This is a genomic window from Proteus vulgaris (genome assembly GCF_033708015.1).
Classification (GTDB): domain Bacteria; phylum Pseudomonadota; class Gammaproteobacteria; order Enterobacterales; family Enterobacteriaceae; genus Proteus.
On sequence record NZ_CP137920.1, the window covers coordinates 2,795,988 to 2,817,680 of the forward strand.

Here is a 21,693-nt window from a genome sequence, read left to right on the forward strand (position 1 = left end):
CCTTTAATTGGATAAATTATTAAGTTTAAGTTCAACCAGTGAGCGAATAGCTCCCGCATTTTCATCAGTTAATGCGCTACGATAAGCGGTTGCTGCACCTGCGTTATCGCCTTTTTTCGCTAAGACATCACCACGGATATAATTTTTCATTCCATTCCATGCTTTGCTTTTCACTTGTTCTAACGAAACTAAAGCTGCATCTGTTTTATCTAATGCTAATTGTACGCGAGCTAAGCGAAGATTAAGCATATCTGCAAATGCGTCATTCTTTACTTTTGCCACAGCATTAGTGAGATGACGTTCACCACTGACTAAGTCATTAGCATCGATAGCGATTTGAGCTAGCTCTAATGAAGCTAAAGCGCCATAAATATCATTCGTTTCAGTAACAAACTTTTCAGCTAATGCAATATTTTCAGGCGTAGGTTTAGCAAGCGCCTCACTGACCGTTGCAAAAGCACCTGCACTTTCTTGCAGACGATTTGTTTGGTGTGATTGCCAATATTTCCAACCAAACACACCACCAAAACCAATAACAGCGGCTAAAACAATAGTTAAACCATAGTTTTTAAAGAACTGCTTAATTGCATCAACTTGTTCGTTTTCGGTGCTATAAACTTCCACAAGTCTCTCCTTAACCTAATAACAGAGTCAATTGCTGAGCTAACTCATTGCGAGCAACGATTGTTTGTTCCCCTGAACGCAAATCTTTTACTGCAACAGTGCCTGCATTAATTTCATCTTCGCCTAAAATCAGCGCAATTTTAGCGCCTTGTTTATCAGCACGTCCTAACTGCTTTTTAAAATTACCATTACCATGATTCGTCATTAAACGTAATGTTGGTAATTGATCACGAATTTCTTCAGCCAGTATTAATGCTGCACTTTGACTCTTTTCACCAAATGAAGCGAGGTAAACATCAGCGACATTAGTATCAGCGACAAATTCAGGGTTAACCGCTTGAACTAATAAGATCATGCGCTCCATCCCCATAGCAAAGCCAACTGCGGGTGTTGGATGTCCACCCAATTGTTTCACTAGACCATCATAACGTCCACCCGCACACACTGTTCCTTGTGAACCTAATGCGCTAGTGACCCACTCAAAGACAGTACGGTTATAATAATCTAAACCACGCACTAAACGCTGATTAACACGATATGTAATACCAACCGCGTCTAATAAGGCGCAAAGACCATCAAAGTGCGCTCTTGATTCGTCATCAAGATAATCGAAAAGTTCAGGCGCATCATTCAATAAAGTCTGAATTTCTGGATTTTTTGAGTCTAAAACACGTAATGGATTAGAATACATACGACGTTTGCAGTCTTCATCTAACTTATCTACATGCTGCTCTAAGAAAGTGACTAATGCTTCACGATATTTAGCACGCGCTTCTAATGAACCAATAGAGTTAAGTTCTAATGTGACGTGTTCTGCAATACCTAACGCTTTCCACCAGCGCGCGGTTAGCATAATTAATTCTGCATCAATATCTGGACCTTGTAGACCAAAAACCTCTGCACCTAACTGGTGGAATTGACGATAACGACCTTTTTGAGGACGTTCATAACGGAACATTGGTCCTAAATACCATAAACGTTGTTCTTGATTATAAAGCAAACCATGCTCGATACCGGCACGAACACAACCTGCTGTATTTTCTGGACGCAATGTTAGACTTTGGGCATCTTCACCACGATCGGTAAAAGTATACATTTCTTTTTCAACAACATCGGTCACTTCACCAATTGCTCGCTGAAATAGAGGGGTATGCTCTACGATAGGTGTTCTGATTTCACTAAAGCCGTAACCCGCTAAAATTTGTTTTAGCGTATTTTCAATTTTCTGCCACACACGAGTGTCAGCAGGTAGATAGTCGTTCATACCACGAATGGCTTGGATTTTTTGTGCCACTTTTCTTCTCTAATAGTTATTAATTGATTGTTAGGCTGATTATAGAAGCGAAATCAATCAGTATTCAATGTGAAATCAATAGTAAAACTGGCTCATCGATTAATGAGCCAGTTTTTTGAGCATTATTTGTCCAATTGATTTATGTTTATGCGCATACTGTCATCAAGCATTGATGCTTTAGCACGAATTTTCGCTTCTAATAAATCAATCATATTAACGTTATCAAGGCGCTCTTTTTGTCTTACACCATCTTCATAAAAACCACTGCGTGTTTTAGCGCCTGTTACACCTAATGTCGAAACTTCAGCTTCACCTGGTCCATTAACAACACAGCCAATAATAGAAACATCCATAGGTGTGATGATATCTTCCAAACGTTGCTCTAATTCATTGACGGTACCAATAACATCAAATTCTTGACGAGAACATGTTGGACAAGCAATAAAGTTAATTCCGCGAGAACGAATACGTAAGGATTTGAGAATATCAAAACCGACTTTAACTTCTTCTACCGGATCAGCGGCTAATGAGATCCTTAATGTATCACCGATACCTTCTGATAATAAGATCCCAAGACCAATCGCAGATTTGACAGATCCCGCTCTCGCACCACCTGCTTCAGTGATCCCTAGATGCAATGGTTGATCTATTTTTTTTGCTAACAAACGATAAGAATCAACGGCGAGGAAAACATCAGAGGCTTTCACACTGATTTTAAATTGTTCAAAATTCAGCTTATCAAGGATATCTACATGGCGCATTGCTGATTCAACTAACGCTTCTGGTGTCGGCTCGCCGTATTTCTCTTGAATATCTTTTTCAAGTGAACCGCCGTTTACGCCAATACGAATAGGAATATTGTTGTGACGAGCACAATCAACAACTTGGCGAATACGTTCTTCACTACCAATATTACCCGGATTGATACGCAAACAATCGACACCATATTCAGCGACTTTTAATGCGATACGATAGTCAAAATGAATATCAGCGACTAAAGGTACATTAACTTGTTGCTTGATTAATTTGAATGCTTCCGCGGCATCCATTGTAGGTACAGAAACACGAACAATATCCACCCCTACACGTTCCAGCGATTTTATCTGGCGAACAGTCGCTTCTACGTCTGTCGTTCGTGTATTCGTCATCGATTGTACGGCGATAGGAGCGCCATCGCCAATAGGTACATTGCCCACATAAATTCGTGTCGATTTGCGACGAATAATCGGTGATTCTTTATGCATTGATTAATTCTCCCATGCTTCCATGCTTGCTCAAATGTATAGTCAGATTAAGCGCTCGGTACTGTTATCTTTGCTATTTTTCCAGTAAAACGGCTTAAATCAACAGATTCACCATTAAACTGTAAGCGAGTAACAGAAGGTGCGCCTATTTTTAGTTTATAAGGTTGCTCACCATCAAATTCCAAACGATCACCCGCTTTCTTAATACCATTAAATAAGACTTTATTTTGAGCATTACGAACTTCTAACCAACATTCACCATCAAACATAAGAACCAATTGATTTGCGATAGCAGGCACTTCTGATGAAGGAGATTCTTCTGTAGAATTTGCTCGAGATGTTGTTGATGTTGTTAAAGGTGATACAGGTAATGGAACCGTTCTCACTTCTTTAGGTGCTGGTGACGTTGTTTCAGTCGTTGGTGATGTAGCAACATTATCCGCCTGATTATCAACTAGTGGCGACACAGGTGCTTGTAAATTATCACCTTCAGATGTTGGCGTATTATCTAAGGTTGCTAAAGGAGAATCTATCGTGTTGGTGTTCTCTTGTGTACTATTTTGCCCTATGTCTTGAGATGCCATAGAGACCAATTCTTGTTGATCAGCCTGATGACCTTGCCACCACCAAACGCCTACCAGTGCAACCATCACAATCAAAATTACCCATGTGATTTTCATCAGCCAACCTTCACGTTTTTTATGACGTTTGCCCAATGAGTAATTTTGTGTGGATGTCATTCTAATTTGTTTCACAGGCGCTTGCTGGTCGATAAAACCAAGGATCTCTTTTTCAGGAACGCCGACTAATTTAGCGTAAGAACGCATATATCCGCGTAAAAATGTTGGTGCAATATCAGAAGAAACTGAGTCTGTTTCAATTTCGCGAACTGTCGATAACTTCAAACAAAGTCGATCAGCAACAGTTTGTTGTGTTAGCCCCACCTTTTCTCGTGCCTGGCGTAAAAGTTGACCTGCTGTTAATTTCACTTCTTCGGTTTTGTTTTCAGTATTCATTAGCAATCTAGGCACTGTGGCTATTGGATGTTTAACATTGATGAACTCGCAAAAGCACAAAGTACTTTAACGTATCACCGCGAATTTTTTGATATTTTATTATCACTTTGCTGACAGACCAAATAATCTGGCGGTATATCCTCAATTAACACACTATTATTGTTTAATAGTTTTTGTTCACAAAGGAAATTACCATAAAGCCTTAATACATTAACATTTACTGGCTTCGAGTTCATCGCTAATTTGTAATAATCTAACGCTTGAATAGAATTTCCCAATAACTGCGATGTTAACGCCATTCCTAAATTTGCATCAGGGTGATTTGGCATCACTGATAACACTTTTTGAAAATGGTATTGCGCTATTTGATATTGTCTTTCAGCGAGATAAGCCTCACCTAATTGTAAACGTGCAGACACTGCAACACGTTGTTGATTGGCTGATGATTGACAACCGAGTGTCAACAACATCAAGCCAATAGTTATAACTACTGATGATATCCTTATCATCGTTTTATTCCTCAAATAGAGTCATCCTTGCTCTCTCTACATTGTAATTATGTAATACGCATCACAAAGAAAGAGATATCCAACTGTATCAGACTGCTTTTACTGAAATTAGTTCACCCTGTTGGCGTTTTTTCAGTGTACGTTTTGTACGGTCAATAACATCACCTGCTAATTGTCCACAGGCCGCATCAATATCATCACCACGCGTTTTACGTACAATTGTCGTAAAGCCATATTCCATTAATACTTTAGAGAAACGGTCAATACGACTATTAGAACTACGTCCATATGGTGCGCCTGGGAACGGATTCCATGGAATTAAGTTAATTTTACACGGCGTGTCTTTTAAAAGCTCGGCTAATTGATGAGCTTGATCTGTGCTGTCATTAATATGATCCAGCATGACATATTCAATAGTCACTCGACCTTGATTTGCGTTTGATTTAGCAATGTAACGGCGAACACCTTCAAGAAACATTTCAATATTATATTTCTTGTTAATTGGAACGATTTCATCACGAATTTCATTCGTTGGTGCATGTAATGAAATTGCTAAAGCCACATCAACAGCGTCACCTAATTTATCTAATGCAGGTACAACACCGGATGTAGAAACCGTGACTCGACGTTTAGAGAGACCAAAACCAAAATCATCCATCATGATTTCAAGTGCTGGAATAACATTATTTAAATTCAGTAATGGCTCTCCCATTCCCATCATAACGACGTTAGTAATAGGACGACGACCGGTCTCTTTTAGTGAGCCAATAATTTTAGCGGCACGCCAAACTTGACCAATAATTTCCGATACTTTCAAGTTGCGGTTAAAACCTTGCTGTGCAGTTGAACAGAACTTGCACTCTAAAGCACAACCAACTTGTGAAGAAACACATAATGTTGCGCGGTCATCTTCTGGGATATACACAGTTTCTACTTGTTGATCGCCAACTTTAATTGCCCATTTAATCGTGCCATCAGTTGAACGTTGTTCTTCAGAAACTTCAGGTGCTTTAATTTCAGCAATTTCTTTTAATTTATTGCGTAACACCTTATTGATATCTGTCATTTGATCAAAATCGTCATAACAGTAGTGGTATATCCACTTCATAATTTGGTCAGCACGGAAAGGTTTTTCGCCCATCGAGACAAAAAGCTCACGCATCTGTTTACGATTTAAATCTAACAGATTAATTTTAGTTTTTGGATTCACAGTATTTTCTTTAGAAACAGCGACAGAAGCGCTTGGCGCTGGAGTGGTAGATTGGGTCATGACATTGCCTCGTTGTTACACTATGCGGCCTGCATTAGCATTGATGCTAATGGGATACTTATATATTTGTATAATAAAATAATAATAAAAAACGCCCTGTTAATTATCAAACAGGGCGTCGCATTGTACTGTTTTTCGCGTAGAGATGCTAATAAATTAGCGCGCGCAAATTTCGTTTTCAGTGAAGAAGTATGCGATTTCACGGGCAGCAGAAGCTTCTGAATCTGAACCGTGTACCGCATTTTCAGTAAAGCTATCAGCGTAGTCCGCACGTAATGTACCCGCTAATGCGTTGTCTGGATTAGTTGCCCCCATCAGATCACGGTGACGTTGAATCGCATTTTCACCTTCTAACACTTGAACCATAATTGGGCCAGAAGTCATAAATTCAACTAGACCATCAAAGAAAGGACGACCTTTGTGTTCCTCATAAAAGCCTTCAGCTTGTTCGCGCGTTAAATGCAACATTTTAGCACCAATGATGCTAAAGCCTGCACTTTCAAAACGATGATAGATAGCACCGATAACATTTTTTTTCACTGCGTTTGGTTTAATAATAGAAAATGTGCGCTGAATAGCCATGTCTTACCTCTAAATTATTTTATTAACAATAACTTTTGTTATCTCTTTTATCGCAGATCATGGAAAAACGAATCAAAAACCGCATTCCCTGCAAAAATAGGGCTCGATTATAGGAGGATAAAAATGAATTGCACAGATTGAATATCCTTTTTTTTTAAAAAACTGTGGCAAAAAAGTTATAAATTATCGATCTAATCACATTTTTGACGTTTTCCATGTTCAAACTTGAAAACAGGAACAAAAAAGAACCGAGATAAGGCTCAATAAATCGCCTCTTTATCTTTATTAAAAAGAACCTATTTTACTCAGTTCTCGTTTATTTCATCGCGTTAGTTTAACGAAATATAAAATTAACCATATCCGTTTGACCGCTTAAATCAAGTACTGAAAGTTGATATTTACCTCGTTTTTCTAATAAATAAGAGAATGTTTCTCCGTTTTCTGTTTTACCTATTTGCTCACCATTTAAAAACCACCATTGCATCCCACTTCCACCTTGCGTGGAAACGGTTATTTCGAGATTGGTTTCACCAGGTAATGGCCTTAATAAATCGTCCGTACGGATGCCCGAGATAAACAAAGGAATGATATCTTCTTTAATGGGCGGGCAAGTTTCAGAAATCGGCGGCAGTCGTTTTGATCTGCGCTCTTTTTCAGGCAACCATGCTTCTAATGCTATCGGCCATAAAGCAATATCTTTTAACTCTGCATTAGGGCAATTAGGTCCAGTACGCTTACCTTGATTATCTAACCAAATTTTTTCGTTGATCCCCAAAATACCTTCTTGATTGTCATTTAATAAAGTTGGCGGAATGGTGTTATCTAAAATCCAGCTTCGGCGACTGACTCTACAATTACTATCTTCTTTAGGTAATGCTTTACCTGTCGGCCAACAAATTGTTGCAGCTGTTACACTATTAGGACGTAAATCTGTCGGTGGTCTTTGTTTATTTTGATAGAAATAGCCTGTTAATAAGTTATTAACCTGATTCATAATAGGGACCGCAGTCGCAAAGCCAAATTGCCCTGCAACAGGTGTTCCATCAGGTCTGCCCACCCAAACACCAATAGTATAGCGAGCATTCACACCAATAGACCACGCATCCCGATAACCATAACTTGTCCCTGTTTTCCAAGCCAAAGGAACAACGGGTGAAATAGCACTATCTGGGCGAGGTCTGGCTTCTCCGGCTAATATGCGTCTAATAATCCATGCGGATCCTTGTGACATCAACACTCGGTTTTCTATTATTTGTTCCGGCTTAAAACGTAACGGTGCTGTTTTACCTTGCCTTGCTAATGCACTAAAGGCGGAAACAAGCTCATCCATTCGTGTTGCTGTTCCACCTAAGATCAACGCTAAATTTGGCTCTGAGCCATAAGGAAAGCGCATTTCAAGATGGTTATGACGTAATTTTGCTGCAAATTTCTTTGCACCATACACTTCAATAAGTTGTACCGCTGGCAAATTTAAAGATCGGCTTAATGCTTCACTGGCACTGACCGCACCATTAAAATCAGAATCAAAATTACCAGGACGATAATTATCAAAACGACGAGGAACATCTTGTAACAGTGATTCTGCATGAATAAGCCCTTCATCTAATGCAAGTGCATAAATAAATGGCTTTAATGTTGATCCTGGCGAGCGCCATGCACTGATCATATCGACATGACCAAAGCGCGAATTGTCATTAAAATCGGCAGAACCGACATACCCCTTCACACTCATATCTGTATGATCAACAACTAGGATGGCTAAGGATGTTTTATCCGCTAATTGATACTTCCATTGATTCGCAATATCTTCGAGTTGTCGTTGAATATTAATATCAATCGTTGTTGTAATAACAGGTTCTCGCTTTTCGTTATACATACGACGAGCCAGCAATGGTGCTAATTGCGGTGTTTGCCTTGGTGCTAATAAAATCTGCTCTTCTTTGATTTCATCAACTTTTTCTTGTGGCCATATTAGATACTCTGCCAGCCTATCTAATACTTTATCTCTGGCTGCTTGAGCTCGTTCAGGGTATCTATCTGGGCGTAAACGGCTTGGCGCTTGTGGTAATACTGCCATTAATGTCGCCTCACCAGCAGATAAATCAGCAGGTGATTTGCCTAAATAAGCCCAACTTGCTGCACCAATACCTTCTAACGTACCGCCAAAGGGTGCTCTATTGAGGTAAATCTCTAAGATTTCATCTTTTGAGTAATACCACTCTAACTGCAAGGTGCGCCAAAGCTGTTTGATTTTGCCCCCTAAAGTTCGAGAATGAGGGTCAATAAGACGAGCTACTTGCATTGATAACGTGCTTCCGCCTGAGACGATCCTCCCTGAACTTAGATCTTGCCAAGCCGCACGTAATATCGCCATCGGATTAACACCAGGATGTTGATAAAACCAGCGATCTTCATAAGTAATTAAAGCCTGTAAATATTCAGGAGAAACATCTGCAAGTTTGACATGATAACGCCACACCCCTTCTTTATCGGCAAAGCGCCAAAGAGGTGTGCCATCTTGCGCTGTAACAATAGTCGCGATTTGAGGTTCAGGATCAGGGAGTGGCCAAATTTTATCTGCAGCCCAGATTAAAATAGGCGTTGCTAACAAAAAAATAATGATAACAGCAATAAGCCGTTTATATCCTAGTTTCATTCAATCACTCAAAGGAAAAAGCCCTTTCCGAAGAAAGGGCTACAAGATTTAAGGAACAACATCAATCTTGGTTTCTGTTGAACCTATTGCACGCCAATAAGGCACATACATAGATTCAACTTGTGGTGGTGGCACTTGATAACTACCCGGTGTGACCGCTCTTGCTAAGTAGAGCAATGTCGTTGGACGATATTTATCAACAGAGATAGCGGCAACAAAGCGATCATCACGATATTCGAGATGTTTGATATTTGCTTGTCCCATATCGTCGATAAATTCCTGCAAGTCTGCCGCACTATCACTTAAGCTTGCACTACTTGATGCTAAGTTTTGATTTTCGATTTCAAGACCCGCGGGTAATAAATCAACAACTAATGCATCAGGTACGTCTCTATCCGCAGAAACTTCCAGTTTAACCACCAGCATTTCACCACTTTGTAAGCGATTAGGATGGACGCGATTTCCTTTCAAATCATAATAGCTACGATGAACATTTAGTACATTACTATAAGGAGCTGGAGCAACTTTCGGATAGCCCACGATATTCATACGAGAATAAATCGCCGCACCACCACGATTATTTAGCTCTAACCCTTCTTGTAATTGTGCGGCTGTTAATGTCTCATTGACTGCACGATCGCTACTGATTGCAGGGACTTGACGATTAACAGCAACTTCCCAAGGCTGTTCTGCCATATTAATAAAGAAGCGCCCAGCAAGGTATAACGAGTTACTTTCTTGGGTTGAGAACCATTCACGGCTCGTTAAGTTATCAGATAGTGTCATCACGCTTGCATCACGAGATTGTGTTTCAAGGTTATTTTCACTTAACAATGCAATAATTAATGCTTGGTCACGAATGGTGCTACCATAGTCACCTAATCCATAATTATATTTTCGTGTTGTTGTCACCCCTTCAGCAATCAAGCTTTCAGCACGACTACTATCACCCATCAGTTTTAACGCGATACCTAACTGGACTAACGCTAATCCACTTCCTGCTTGATTACGCTCAAGATAGAGGCGACGTAATTCACCTAAAGGTGCTTTTTGCTGATTCGCTAGGACTAATGCAGCATAAGCCCTTGCTGAGAAACGTGCCGCATCTTGATTAACTGCATATTCATAGTTAACTAAATTTTTATCTTGTAAATAACGTAATAAACGATCATTCGCACGTTTTAATGAATCTGCGGGAACTGAATAACCTTGTTGTGAAGCACGGAATAAGAAGTCAGTCGCATAAGCGGTTAACCAATATTCTTCACGCCCCCCTTGATCCCATAAAGAAAATCCACCTTCTGATTTTTGCATCGTTAGCAGATGAGCAATACCTTTATCAATAGCCGCTTTTCTATCAGCGTCAGTTTGCGTTTTAATTCCCAACTGTTTCAGCTCTTTTTCTGTTGAATACAGTGAAGGATAAAGACCACTAACTGTTTGTTCTAAGCAACCATAAGGGTAAGCAAATAGCTCTCTAACATAACGCGCCACTTGTAACGGAGGACGGCTTGTCAGTAATAATTCACCTTCAAGCGTTGAGTTATTAAAGCGGCTTAAACTTTCTGATGGCAAGCGCCAAGTGTCACCATCTTGCAATGTACTTGCATAATGAAGTGTTTCCGCCGGGAATGCAGGACGAACACCTATATTCCATGTGTTGTGGTAAGGTTTAATCTCTTCACCGGGTACTTTTATACCATAAATAGACAGTGAAAATTCACCTTGACCAAAACCATGTTTGGCTTTTACTGGAATTTGAATTTGAGTGCGTTCACCTTTCGCTAGCGAGACAGTTTTACTTTCAGCGCCATTTAATCCAACTAAACCTGAAGCGGTATAATTCAAGGTGATAGATTGCGCATCATCTGTCAGATTGGTTAAATCCAACGATAAAAGTGCATTATCACCACCAGCCATAAAGCGAGGTAATGAAAGCTGGGTGACTAAAGGTGCAGCAATAACAACCTTACCTTCTTGACTACCAAATTTATCCGCAGTCCAAGCTTGAGCCATTAAACGGACTTCACCATTAAACTCAGGAATAGGTAAAGAAACTTCACCTTCACCTTGCGCATTTAATTCTACGGGAGCCGTTTGTTGAGCGATGATTTGCACATCAGTTAATGGTTTTTTCCCTCCACGAGATAATGCAGCGGCCTCACCACCATCACCACCAAAGCGTAAGTTAGCTAAACGCCCTTGCCCTTCAATTAATTGTCCATAAACATCATATTGGTCGACACTGTAACGTTTACGACCAAAGAAGGCATCGTAAGGATCAGGGGTTTTATACTCTGTGATATTCAATACCCCAGTATCAACCGCAGAAATCAACACATTAATATTTTCAGGTAATGGCTGACCTGCAACAGGATTCGCTTTAATGCGGATTTTTAAATCTTGGTTAGGGCGAATTTTTTCAGGAGCGTCAAGTGAAATATCAATACGACGGTTTTTATCCTGTAATGGTAAATGCAAAATACCCACAGCGCGTTTTACTGTTGCTTGTTTTGAAGTATCTCCTGGCCTTACCACAACAGAAGTCAGATAGAGATCGTGTCTTGCCCACTCTTTATTAATAGGCACTTCAACATCAAGCCCTTTTTCTGGCACATCAATTTCCTGCCACCATAAAGGCCCATTACTTGACTCCAGTAATACATAACCTTTACCTGGATGAGGCGCAACAATATTTAACTTAACTTTTTCACCTGGTAAATATCCTTCTTTATCCAGTTTCAATTTAACTTGATCGGGTCGTACCGCGCCGGATCCCCCCGTGTTATCCATCCAAGAATAACCCGCCCAGAAACGTAGGCTACTGACTAATTCTGTTTTAGGATCGACAACTTCAATACGATAAGAGCCCCACTCAACAGGGAATGCCACTTTTGCGGTACCATCTTTCGCAATATTGATTGTTTGCTCATCCATTTGCAGATCTTTTTCGTTATAGCCAGATTCCCAGCCATTCGAGCTAGACCAACGCCAGTAATAATCATGACGTTCATAGATAAACTTCACTTTAAGATCATTAGCAGGTAGTTTTTTACCGTCTTGGTCTGTATAGACAATTTCAAATTCAGCCATTGAGTTTTCATCAACGCTATAACCTGACTTATATTTGTCTGCACGGTAATCGTAGACTTCTTTTTTAGGGAAGACAGGACGGATCCCCGCAAGATGAGTCGCAGGCCAAACAGCTTGTTGATAGCGACGCGTTACTGGACGTCCGCCTGCTTCAAGTAAACTTGCTTGTAGAATAATGTTGATCGGTGATTTCAGCTCTTCATAGCGTTCACTATCAACATTTACTCCCCCCTCTCCATCAGCGTCTAAATTAAGTTCAAACTCATCCAATAGACGGCTGAAGTTTTCATCTTTTACAGCACCAAATTCATAGCCGGGTAATTTACTGACCGCTTCACGAGAGGCTTTTAAGAAGATTTGCCCTTGTAAGCGATTATCGGCAGCAGGAGCACCATAAAGATAGCGACCTTTAATATCAAAATAAGCGTCATTACCGCTTAATATAATTCCTTTCTTACCCGTAATGTCTAATGCCATACGTTCTGGCATAAAATCTTCGACCTGAAACTCATAGAAACGAGGAGTACCATCCCCTACATCAAAACGTAAGGTACGCGTACCCGTATTTTCATCTTCAGGAATAACTAATTTTAATTGGTAAAGACCCTTTTCAGGTTGCCAAACAAAACTACGAGAAACTTGCCCGTCTGTTTTCAGTAGATCGACTTTAACAGGTTGTTCTTTAATGGGATTACCATCACCGTCACGTAGCAATGCATTAACGATTAATGTTTCACCAGGACGATAAAGATCACGAGGGCCGAAAACAAAAAATTGTTTGCTATAACCTTGTGGACCACCAATATCAAATTCAGAAAGATCAAGCGCAGGTTTACGCAAGTCAATCATACTGGTTTGTCCATCACGAATAGCCATTAATAAACGTGCTTTATCACTTTTATCAAGAGTGGCATGCCCTTGACTATCTGTTTGAGCTTTAGATATTAGGCCACCTTTTTCATCTAATAGGCGAATTTCTACTTTATCTAATGCAGAACCATTTTTAAGTGATTGGGTAAAGATATCTAATGTATCAAGATAGCTGTGCATTGACAGTCCGATATCACTAAATGTAAATACCGTTGCAGGTACTGTATAAGAGTATTTACCTGCTTGTTGCATAACCGCAATGTAAGCCCCCTCTTTTTTCAGGGCATCTATTGATTTCAGCGGTAACAATACGTTTTCACGGGTATTCGTTTCTGTATTTAATTCAAAGCGACCGGTATAAACCAGATCAGCCTGAGATAAAAATTCATCTGATTCCCAATAGTTAATATTGGAACGGCTTTCCCATTGTGTTAGGAATTGAGCTAATTGCTCATCTTTAACACGGAAAAAATTTACATCAACTTGTTCCACGTTTAATGCAGTAATCGGTAAGCCTTCAGCAGCTTCAAGTGGCAGTAACGATCCTTTACTGGTGAAACCAACAGATGGGAAAATTTCTTCTGTTGTTAATTTTTGGCTAAAAGGTGTCGTTAATGTACGTTCATTAATACCTTTTATTTTTTCATCAATCGTTAAATTTAATTCTGTTGATGGTGGTAAATGACGGAAACGCAATTCCATTAAATTGTCAGATAACTCCCACGCACCTTCTAATTTCCCTTTTTTGGTATCAACAAGGTGAATAACATCATCAAAATTTTGGTCAGGATCAAGTGGTACAGAGAACGTCACAACCATTGTGCTTGCACCATCACGCTGTAATTCTGACGCATCTAATACGGTGACTTCTTTTCCAGCAAAACGCATTGCCAACGCATCACGAACTTCTTTGCTTTTTAGTGCAGTTTCGTTATTTGTTTTTGTTGTAACTGCTGATTTTTCGCTTGTTTGAGTTGCTGTATCTGATGTGCGCTGAGCAGCCCCTTTTTGCTCTGTCACTTGTGTATTTTGTGTCTTATCCGCAGATGATGTATTTTCATCCGCTTTATCATCACAGCCTGTAAGAGCCAATGCTGATGCCAATACAACCGCCAGAGAGCGCCAACGATAGCCTCTCTTTTCCGTATATTGTCTAAATTGGTTTTGGTTCATATCCATTTCCTTTAATTCAACCCCTGAATAATGCGATGTTTTATGCAGGCAGAGATAATATATGTATTTCTCTATTCTAATAAGATAAAAAATAACTCGATAAGCCATTTTTTATCGCGTAAAACGAAATCAATTACGACACGAAGTCGCCTTATTTTTATTTTAAAAATAAAGCCTATCTAAAACAAAACGTTATATAAAAATGCAAACGATTTGCTAATTGAGTCAATTTTCTATTATAGGATAAAAAAAAGCGATATCTGATGAGATACCGCCTAAATTTAGAGGGCTGAACTAATAATCCAAATTCACTATCGGGATCCCTTTTCTTAAGAATCCCCCAAGTTTGCGTTGATAAAATGGTGATACGTGGTGGATCATAAAATGAGCCACACCTTTTTCATCTTTATTTACAAAGCAAAAATCCAGAGATTGTCCTTCTTCTAAATATTCAAATGCCGATTCAGCAGCTTGTGGGAGTATCTGTGCAATCACATCTTCTTCACCCGTTATTTCTAAACCAACAAGATAAAATGACTCTTCATTATCTTGTTCCTGAGCATTAACAATAAAGGCACGGCGGATCGGTTTATGTTCACCAAAAAACTCGCTAAGTGCGGTTGTTAATTTTTCAGGTTGTGGCTCAAGAACGCTTAACGTTAGAGAAGAACCTTCAACAGAAACAATTTCTTGTGTCTCAAATTGTTCAGATACACCCATTACAAACTCCAAATCAAATAACGTTTATTATTTTGCTTTTGCTAATAACAGATTCGCGATAGAACGCACACCGTAACCCGTAGCACCTGCCGCCCATTGTTCTACAGAAGATTTTCTGTACGTTGCTGAACAGTCGATATGTACCCAACCTTTTTTGTAGTCAGTGACAAAGTGCGATAAGAATGCAGCCGCAGTACTTGCCCCCGCAGTATGGGAAGGTGCTGCAATATTATTTAAATCAGCAAAGCTAGAAGGTAATTGGCTACGATGGAAATCCGCTAATGGTAGACGCCAGAACAATTCATTTTCTTGTTCAGCACTAGTTAGTAGCTCTGCGGCTAATTTATCATCAAAGCTCAATACAGAGTGATAATCATTACCTACTGCAACTTTAGCAGCACCCGTTAATGTTGCTGCATCGATAATCAGTTCAGGTGCAATATTGCTTGCATCAATTAAACCATCCGCTAAAACTAAACGACCTTCAGCATCTGTATTCATGATTTCAACTGACTTGCCATTACGGTAACGAATGATATCACCTAATTTGAAGGCATTGCCGCTAACCATATTATCTGCGATACAAAGCAGTAGTTTTACGCGTTTATTTAAACCACGAGTAATCGCTAATGCTAAAGCGCCTGCTAATGTTGCTGCCCCCCCCATATCCGCTTTCATTGAATTCATAGATGACGAAGGTTTGATGCTATAACCACCTGAGTCAAAAGTAATACCTTTACCAACTAAACAAGCAAATACAGGAGCATTACTATCTTTTGTTGGATTAAAATCTAACGATAAGTAGACAGGATCACGAGAAGAACCTCGTCCTACGGTATAGATACCAGCATAGTTTTGATCGCGCAGATCAGTACCTTTGGTGATCTTATAGCTAATATCTTCTTTATCAAGACCACAGAAAAGATCAACCGTACGTTGTGCAAGTTGCTCAGGCCCTAATTCTTCAGCGGGTGTATTGATAGTATCTCTAACCCAATCAACGATGCGAATACGTGATTCTAATTCGTGTTTATCTGCATCCTTTAATTGTGGCCATTCGATTGAGCGAGCGCCTTTAGGTGCTCTAAAACCTAACCAGAAAGCCCAGCTACGTTCTAAATCCCAGCCGTCACCAACAAGTGCAACATTACGAACTCCTTGACCATCAACTTTACGTCCACCACGCTGAATAGCGCCTAAACGGTTTTCTTCCGTTAAGTGGATTGTCATGCCGGTGTCGCTAGTGCTAATTAGTGCTTTTTCTCCCCAACATGCAGCAGCAGGTTCATTTGACAGCATGATAGGCATAATTTGTTTATTCATTTATTGTCTCACTTATTATTACTGATGGCAGTTAACCTACTCAGACTACCAGATATTTACCGTTTCGCGTGATCAATTTACTGCAAAAACCAAGAGGTCACCATTAACATCCCGTGATCTTTTGTATTTACATAATATTCCTCGAAGAAGGTCGCACAATAAAATCTCTAGACGTCACCCTTTATGGTTATTTTTAAATCACTGATAAAGTAAAATATGAAAGGTCATAATGCAAAAAGACTGGCGGTAAGCCAGTCTCTTAAATTTACGATGTTATCACTTATTCAAATTCATCAAGCCAAACAAGTAAAATAGCCTCAAGAATTTTTTCATTTGATTTTTGTGGATCATCATCAAAATCGTCTAAATCACAAATCCACTGATGCATATCAGTAAAGCGTACTGTTTTAGGATCAGTGTCAGGGTAAAGGTCAAATAACGCTTCCCCTATTTCACGCGTATCACTCCATTTCATGCTTGGCTCCTAAAATTAATGCTCTCTTGCGTGATTAATCGAATATTTAGGGATCTCAACAACTAAATCTTCGTCAGTCACTTTTGCTTGGCAACTTAAGCGACTTTCTGGCTCTAAACCCCATGCTTTATCTAACATATCGTCTTCAAGCTCAGAGCTCTCTTCTAGAGAATCAAAACCTTCACGCACGACACAATGGCACGTTGTACATGCACAAGACATTTCACAAGCATGTTCAATCTCAATGCCATTGCGTAATGCAACATCTAGAATAGACTCACCTTCTGTCGCGTCAACAACAGCCCCTTCAGGGCACAGCGTGCTATGGGGTAAAAATACAATTTTAGGCATAGTTATATCTCATCCACAGAATGACCTGCCAACGCTTGTCGAATAGATGAATCCATACGACGCGCTGCAAAATCCTGAGTTTGCTTATCCAGTAGTTTAATCGCGTTTTCAATAGCAACAGGATCTGTTCCTTCAACGCTCTCTATTAAGGTATCTACAACTTTGTCGATAGCCATTTTCTCATCTTCATTTAACAGATGAGCATCTTCTTCTAATGCTGCAGTTAAACTTTCTAACACGCGAGCTGCTTCGACTTTTTGCTCGGCTAAACGACGAGCTTGTAAATCTTCTTGGGCATTTTCCATCGAAGATTGGATCATCTTAGCGATTTCAGTATCGCTAAGACCATAAGAAGGTTTGACCTGTACGGAAGCTTCAACACCCGTTGATTTTTCCATCGCACTGACACTAAGTAAGCCATCAGCATCAACTTGGAATGTGACACGGATATGTGCGCCACCCGCAGCCATTGGTGGAATTCCACGCAGTGTAAAACGAGCAAGAGAGCGACAATCGCCGACCATTTCACGTTCACCTTGAACAACGTGAACACTCATTGCCGTTTGACCATCTTTAAATGTCGTAAATTCTTGCGCTCTAGCAACAGGAATAGTGGTATTGCGAGGGATTACTTTTTCAACTAATCCGCCCATTGTTTCAAGACCAAGAGAAAGTGGAATAACATCCAACAATAGCATTTCACTATCTGGTTTATTACCCACCAAAATATCAGCTTGGATTGAAGCGCCAATAGCAACCACTTTGTCTGGATCGATAGAGGTTAAAGGTTCACGTTTAAAATAATCACCCACCATTTGACGAACTAATGGCACACGCGTTGAACCGCCAACCATAACCACTTCTAAAACTTCATCTATTTCAACATCCGCATCTTTTAATGCGCGACGAACAGATAATAGTGTTCGCTTCACTAATGATTGAATTAATGATTCGAACTCAGCACGCGTGATCTCACCTTTCCATCCATTAATGTTGATATCCGCAACATCATTATCACTCAATGCAATTTTGGTTTCTGATGCAATATCCAGTAGTTGACGTTGTAATACAGCATCTTTTTGATATCCAAAACCGGCGCGTTCTCTTATCCAATCTGCCAGCATCATATCAAAATCATCGCCACCTAACGCAGTATCACCGCCAGTCGCTAAAACTTCAAAAACCCCTTTAGTTAAACGAAGAACTGAGATATCAAAAGTACCACCACCTAAATCATAAACAACGATGATACCTTCTTTTCCTGAATCAAGACCATAAGCAATAGCCGCTGCTGTTGGTTCGTTTAATAAACGTAAAACATGCAAACCAGCACGACGAGCCGCTTCTTTTGTACCTTGGCGTTGAGCATCATCAAAATAAGCAGGTACAGTAACAACAACACCATCAAGTTCTCCACCTAATGATTGTGTTGCACGCTCAGCCAATGTTTTTAAAATATCAGAAGAGACTTGAATAGGATCAACAATACCCGCAGCGGTTTTGATCAGCGGTAAACCATTTTCATTTTCATGAAAATGATAAGGAAGGTTTGGATAACGGCTTGTCACATCACTCAGTGATCGACCCACCATTCTTTTAATTGAGCTTATCGTGTTAGCAGGATCTTTTTCTGCTTCTTTTTTAGCATTCCAGCCAACGTTGATATTATCAACTTGATACTGCACGACAGATGGCAATAAATAGCGACCTTCGCTGTCAGAAAGCGCTTCGGCTTGCCCACTACGCACAGTGGCAACTAATGAGTGTGTCGTACCTAAATCAATCCCCGCTGCACGTCGGCGCTGATGCGGTGCGGGTGTTTGACCTGGTTCACTAATTTGTAATAATGACATAACTATTTCCCTTAAAAACCATCAAACAAGCGTTCTTCAAGTTGCTCTACTTGCTCTTTTAATTTTGCGAGAAAACGTAATTTTCTCACATTATCTGCAGCAATATCCCAAGTTTGATTATCTAGCGTTTTGACCATTTCATCATGGCGTACTAGATACATTTTTTCTAAACGCTCAGAAAAATCAGCTAACAAACTTTCAGCTTCAGCACTGTGTTCAATGTTATCCAGCTCTTCACGTAATGTGAGTTGCTCCATTAAAAAAACAGTATCGTGCATCGTTTGTTGCTCATTAGCAATATCGATACCTTGTAATGAGAGCATATATTCAGCTCTTGAGAGTGGATTCTTTAAGGTTTGGTAAGCCTGATTGATGGTTGAAGCAAGTGAGATTGCTTGAGCCTGTTCTTTTTCAGACTGACCTGCAAAACGATCGGGGTGATATTGACGCTGCAAATCTTGATAACGTGTAGCAAGTTGCTGTTTATCAATATCAAAACGATTAGGCATGCCTAATAGTGTGAAATAGTCCATACATCTACTCTTGGATTAATTAACGTTAATACTGCGTTTTAATACTAATTACACAGTGAAGCTTTCACCACAACCACACTCATTCGATACATTTGGGTTGTTAAATTTGAAGCCTTCGTTTAATCCTTCTTTGACGAAATCAAGCTCCGTTCCATCTAAATAGACCATGCTTTTACCATCAACGATAACTTTCACACCTTTGTCTTCAAAAACAGTATCTTCGTCATTGATGACATCAGCAAACTCAAGAACATAAGCCATTCCAGAACAACCCGATGTTCTTACGCCTAACCGTAAACCTTCACCTTTTCCGCGGTTAGATAGGAAAGAGCGAACACGATTAGCGGCGGATTCTGTAAGGGAAATTGACATGGCACACCTCACTCATAAAGAACGAAAGCGGATACCGAAAAAAAGTTTCAGCATCCGCCAATATTTTATTTTTTTATTATAAAAGACAATTATTTGCCTTGGCGTTTGCTTTTATAGTCTGCAATCGCTGCTTTTATTGCATCTTCTGCAAGAATTGAACAGTGAATTTTCACTGGTGGTAATTCCAATTCTTCTGCAATTGCTGTGTTTTTAATAGATTCGGCTTCATCTAATGTTTTGCCTTTCATCCATTCTGTTACCAGTGAACTCGATGCAATTGCTGAACCACAACCATAAGTTTTAAAACGCGCATCTTCAATTACGCCATTATCGTCAACTTTGATTTGCAGTTTCATAACGTCACCACAAGCTGGTGCGCCAACCATACCACTCCCCACAGTAGGGTCATTATTATCAAATGATCCCACATTACGAGGGTTTTCATAATGATCAATTACTTTATCGCTATAAGCCATGATTTAACTCCTGAAAACGTCTGATTAATGGTGAGACCATTCGATACTGTTGATATCAACACCTTGTTTATGCATTTCCCAAAGTGGTGAAAGATCACGTAAGCGACCAATTGCACTGTGGATTTGTTCAATTGCATAATCTATTTCTTCTTCTGTGGTGAAACGTCCCAGAGAGAAGCGAATAGAACTGTGTGCAAGTTCATCTGTTAAACCTAAAGCACGCAGTACATAAGAAGGTTCTAAACTTGCTGAAGTACAGGCAGAACCTGAGGATACAGCAAGATCTTTCAGTGCCATCATTAATGATTCGCCTTCAACATAGTTGAAACTCACATTAAGAATATTTGGCGCGGTGTGTTCTAAAGAACCGTTGATATAAACTTCTTCGATATCTTTAATGCCATTCCATAAACGTAAACGTAATTCGTTTAAACGTTTTGTTTCATCAGCCATTTCTTCTTTCAAAATACGGTAAGCTTCACCCATACCTACAATTTGGTGAACGGCTAATGTACCTGAACGCATACCACGCTCATGTCCACCACCATGCATTTGTGCTTCTAAACGAATGCGTGGCTTACGACGAACATAAAGTGCACCAATCCCCATAGGACCGTAAACTTTATGCGCAGAAAGAGAAAGTAAATCAACTTTTAACTTAGAAAGATCAATCGGTAATTTACCCACGCTTTGGGTGGCGTCTACATGGTAAATAATACCTTTGCTACGGCATAATTCACCGATAGCTGCAATATCTTGAACAACACCAATTTCGTTATTTACATGCATAATAGAAACTAAAATAGTGTCTTCACGCATCGCTTCTTCAAGCTCTTTCAGGTCAATCAGACCATCATGTTTTGGTGCTAAATAAGTGACTTCAAAGCCTTCACGCTCAAGTTGACGACAAGTGTCTAAAATGGCTTTATGTTCAGTTTTCGAAGTGATGATGTGCTTACCTTTTTTCTGGTAAAAGTTAGCAACACCTTTTAGTGCGAGGTTATCAGCTTCAGTTGCGCCTGATGTGAATACAATTTCACGGGGATCTGCACCAATTAAATCAGCAATCTGATTACGTGCAATATCAATAGCTTCTTCTGCTTGCCAACCAAAACGGTGTGAACGAGAGGCTGGGTTACCAAAAATGCCATCAATAGTCAGGCATTGCATCATTTTTTCAGCAACTCGTGGATCAACAGGAGTGGTTGCTGAATAATCTAGATAAATGGGTAATTTCATTGCTCACTAACTCCAAAGAC

At 39.8% G+C, this 21,693-nt stretch carries 18 protein-coding genes; all 18 read right to left on the reverse strand.

Annotated features, from left to right (window positions below):
* Positions 1-3: 3 nt before the first annotated feature.
* The gene (locus tag SB028_RS13495; RefSeq protein ID WP_069367861.1) at positions 4-624 is read right to left on the reverse strand and encodes a YfgM family protein; all 621 of its coding nucleotides are present in this window, start codon (positions 622-624) and stop codon (positions 4-6) included.
* A 10-nt stretch (positions 625-634) separates the two neighbouring features.
* Positions 635-1,918, reverse strand: coding sequence for a histidine--tRNA ligase (hisS, locus tag SB028_RS13500; protein ID WP_069367860.1), 1,284 nt, complete (start codon positions 1,916-1,918; stop codon positions 635-637).
* Between the two features lie 122 nt (positions 1,919-2,040).
* Complete coding sequence (gene ispG / locus SB028_RS13505; RefSeq protein WP_069367859.1) at positions 2,041-3,162, reverse strand: flavodoxin-dependent (E)-4-hydroxy-3-methylbut-2-enyl-diphosphate synthase; 1,122 nt, start codon at positions 3,160-3,162, stop codon at positions 2,041-2,043.
* 47 nt (positions 3,163-3,209) lie between these two features.
* Positions 3,210-4,178 carry a cytoskeleton protein RodZ gene (gene rodZ / locus SB028_RS13510; RefSeq protein ID WP_069367858.1) on the reverse strand — a complete coding sequence of 323 codons (969 nt, stop codon included), beginning with the start codon at positions 4,176-4,178 and terminating at the stop codon, positions 3,210-3,212.
* A 74-nt stretch (positions 4,179-4,252) separates the two neighbouring features.
* Positions 4,253-4,687, reverse strand: a complete 435-nt coding sequence (locus SB028_RS13515) for a hypothetical protein (RefSeq protein ID WP_069367857.1) — start codon at positions 4,685-4,687, stop codon at positions 4,253-4,255.
* Between the two features lie 88 nt (positions 4,688-4,775).
* Positions 4,776-5,957 carry a bifunctional tRNA (adenosine(37)-C2)-methyltransferase TrmG/ribosomal RNA large subunit methyltransferase RlmN gene (locus SB028_RS13520; RefSeq protein WP_069367856.1) on the reverse strand — a complete coding sequence of 394 codons (1,182 nt, stop codon included), beginning with the start codon at positions 5,955-5,957 and terminating at the stop codon, positions 4,776-4,778.
* A 156-nt stretch (positions 5,958-6,113) separates the two neighbouring features.
* Positions 6,114-6,539 carry a nucleoside-diphosphate kinase gene (ndk, locus tag SB028_RS13525; protein WP_069367855.1) on the reverse strand — a complete coding sequence of 142 codons (426 nt, stop codon included), beginning with the start codon at positions 6,537-6,539 and terminating at the stop codon, positions 6,114-6,116.
* A gap of 334 nt (positions 6,540-6,873) precedes the next feature.
* Positions 6,874-9,195 carry a peptidoglycan glycosyltransferase PbpC gene (pbpC, locus tag SB028_RS13530; RefSeq protein ID WP_069367854.1) on the reverse strand — a complete coding sequence of 774 codons (2,322 nt, stop codon included), beginning with the start codon at positions 9,193-9,195 and terminating at the stop codon, positions 6,874-6,876.
* A gap of 48 nt (positions 9,196-9,243) precedes the next feature.
* Positions 9,244-14,337 (reverse strand): alpha-2-macroglobulin, encoded by a 5,094-nt coding sequence (locus SB028_RS13535; protein WP_069367853.1) that lies wholly within the window; start codon positions 14,335-14,337, stop codon positions 9,244-9,246.
* Positions 14,338-14,625: 288 nt separating this feature from the next.
* Positions 14,626-15,051 carry an enhanced serine sensitivity protein SseB C-terminal domain-containing protein gene (locus SB028_RS13540; protein WP_069367852.1) on the reverse strand — a complete coding sequence of 142 codons (426 nt, stop codon included), beginning with the start codon at positions 15,049-15,051 and terminating at the stop codon, positions 14,626-14,628.
* 27 nt (positions 15,052-15,078) lie between these two features.
* Positions 15,079-16,374, reverse strand: a complete 1,296-nt coding sequence (gene pepB, locus SB028_RS13545; protein ID WP_069367851.1) for an aminopeptidase PepB — start codon at positions 16,372-16,374, stop codon at positions 15,079-15,081.
* Between the two features lie 280 nt (positions 16,375-16,654).
* Positions 16,655-16,849, reverse strand: a complete 195-nt coding sequence (iscX, locus tag SB028_RS13550; protein WP_023581625.1) for a Fe-S cluster assembly protein IscX — start codon at positions 16,847-16,849, stop codon at positions 16,655-16,657.
* Between the two features lie 15 nt (positions 16,850-16,864).
* Positions 16,865-17,200, reverse strand: coding sequence for an ISC system 2Fe-2S type ferredoxin (gene fdx, locus SB028_RS13555; RefSeq protein WP_006533442.1), 336 nt, complete (start codon positions 17,198-17,200; stop codon positions 16,865-16,867).
* A 2-nt stretch (positions 17,201-17,202) separates the two neighbouring features.
* On the reverse strand, positions 17,203-19,053 hold the full coding sequence (hscA, locus tag SB028_RS13560; RefSeq protein ID WP_069367850.1) for a Fe-S protein assembly chaperone HscA: 1,851 nt from the start codon (positions 19,051-19,053) through the stop codon (positions 17,203-17,205).
* A gap of 11 nt (positions 19,054-19,064) precedes the next feature.
* Positions 19,065-19,586 carry a co-chaperone HscB gene (hscB, locus tag SB028_RS13565; protein WP_069367849.1) on the reverse strand — a complete coding sequence of 174 codons (522 nt, stop codon included), beginning with the start codon at positions 19,584-19,586 and terminating at the stop codon, positions 19,065-19,067.
* A 48-nt stretch (positions 19,587-19,634) separates the two neighbouring features.
* The gene (iscA, locus tag SB028_RS13570; RefSeq protein ID WP_006533446.1) at positions 19,635-19,958 is read right to left on the reverse strand and encodes an iron-sulfur cluster assembly protein IscA; all 324 of its coding nucleotides are present in this window, start codon (positions 19,956-19,958) and stop codon (positions 19,635-19,637) included.
* 89 nt (positions 19,959-20,047) lie between these two features.
* Positions 20,048-20,434: a Fe-S cluster assembly scaffold IscU gene (gene iscU / locus SB028_RS13575; protein WP_023581622.1), complete on the reverse strand. Its 387-nt coding sequence runs from the start codon at positions 20,432-20,434 to the stop codon at positions 20,048-20,050.
* Between the two features lie 24 nt (positions 20,435-20,458).
* Positions 20,459-21,673, reverse strand: coding sequence for an IscS subfamily cysteine desulfurase (locus SB028_RS13580; RefSeq protein ID WP_069367848.1), 1,215 nt, complete (start codon positions 21,671-21,673; stop codon positions 20,459-20,461).
* Positions 21,674-21,693: the final 20 nt, after the last annotated feature.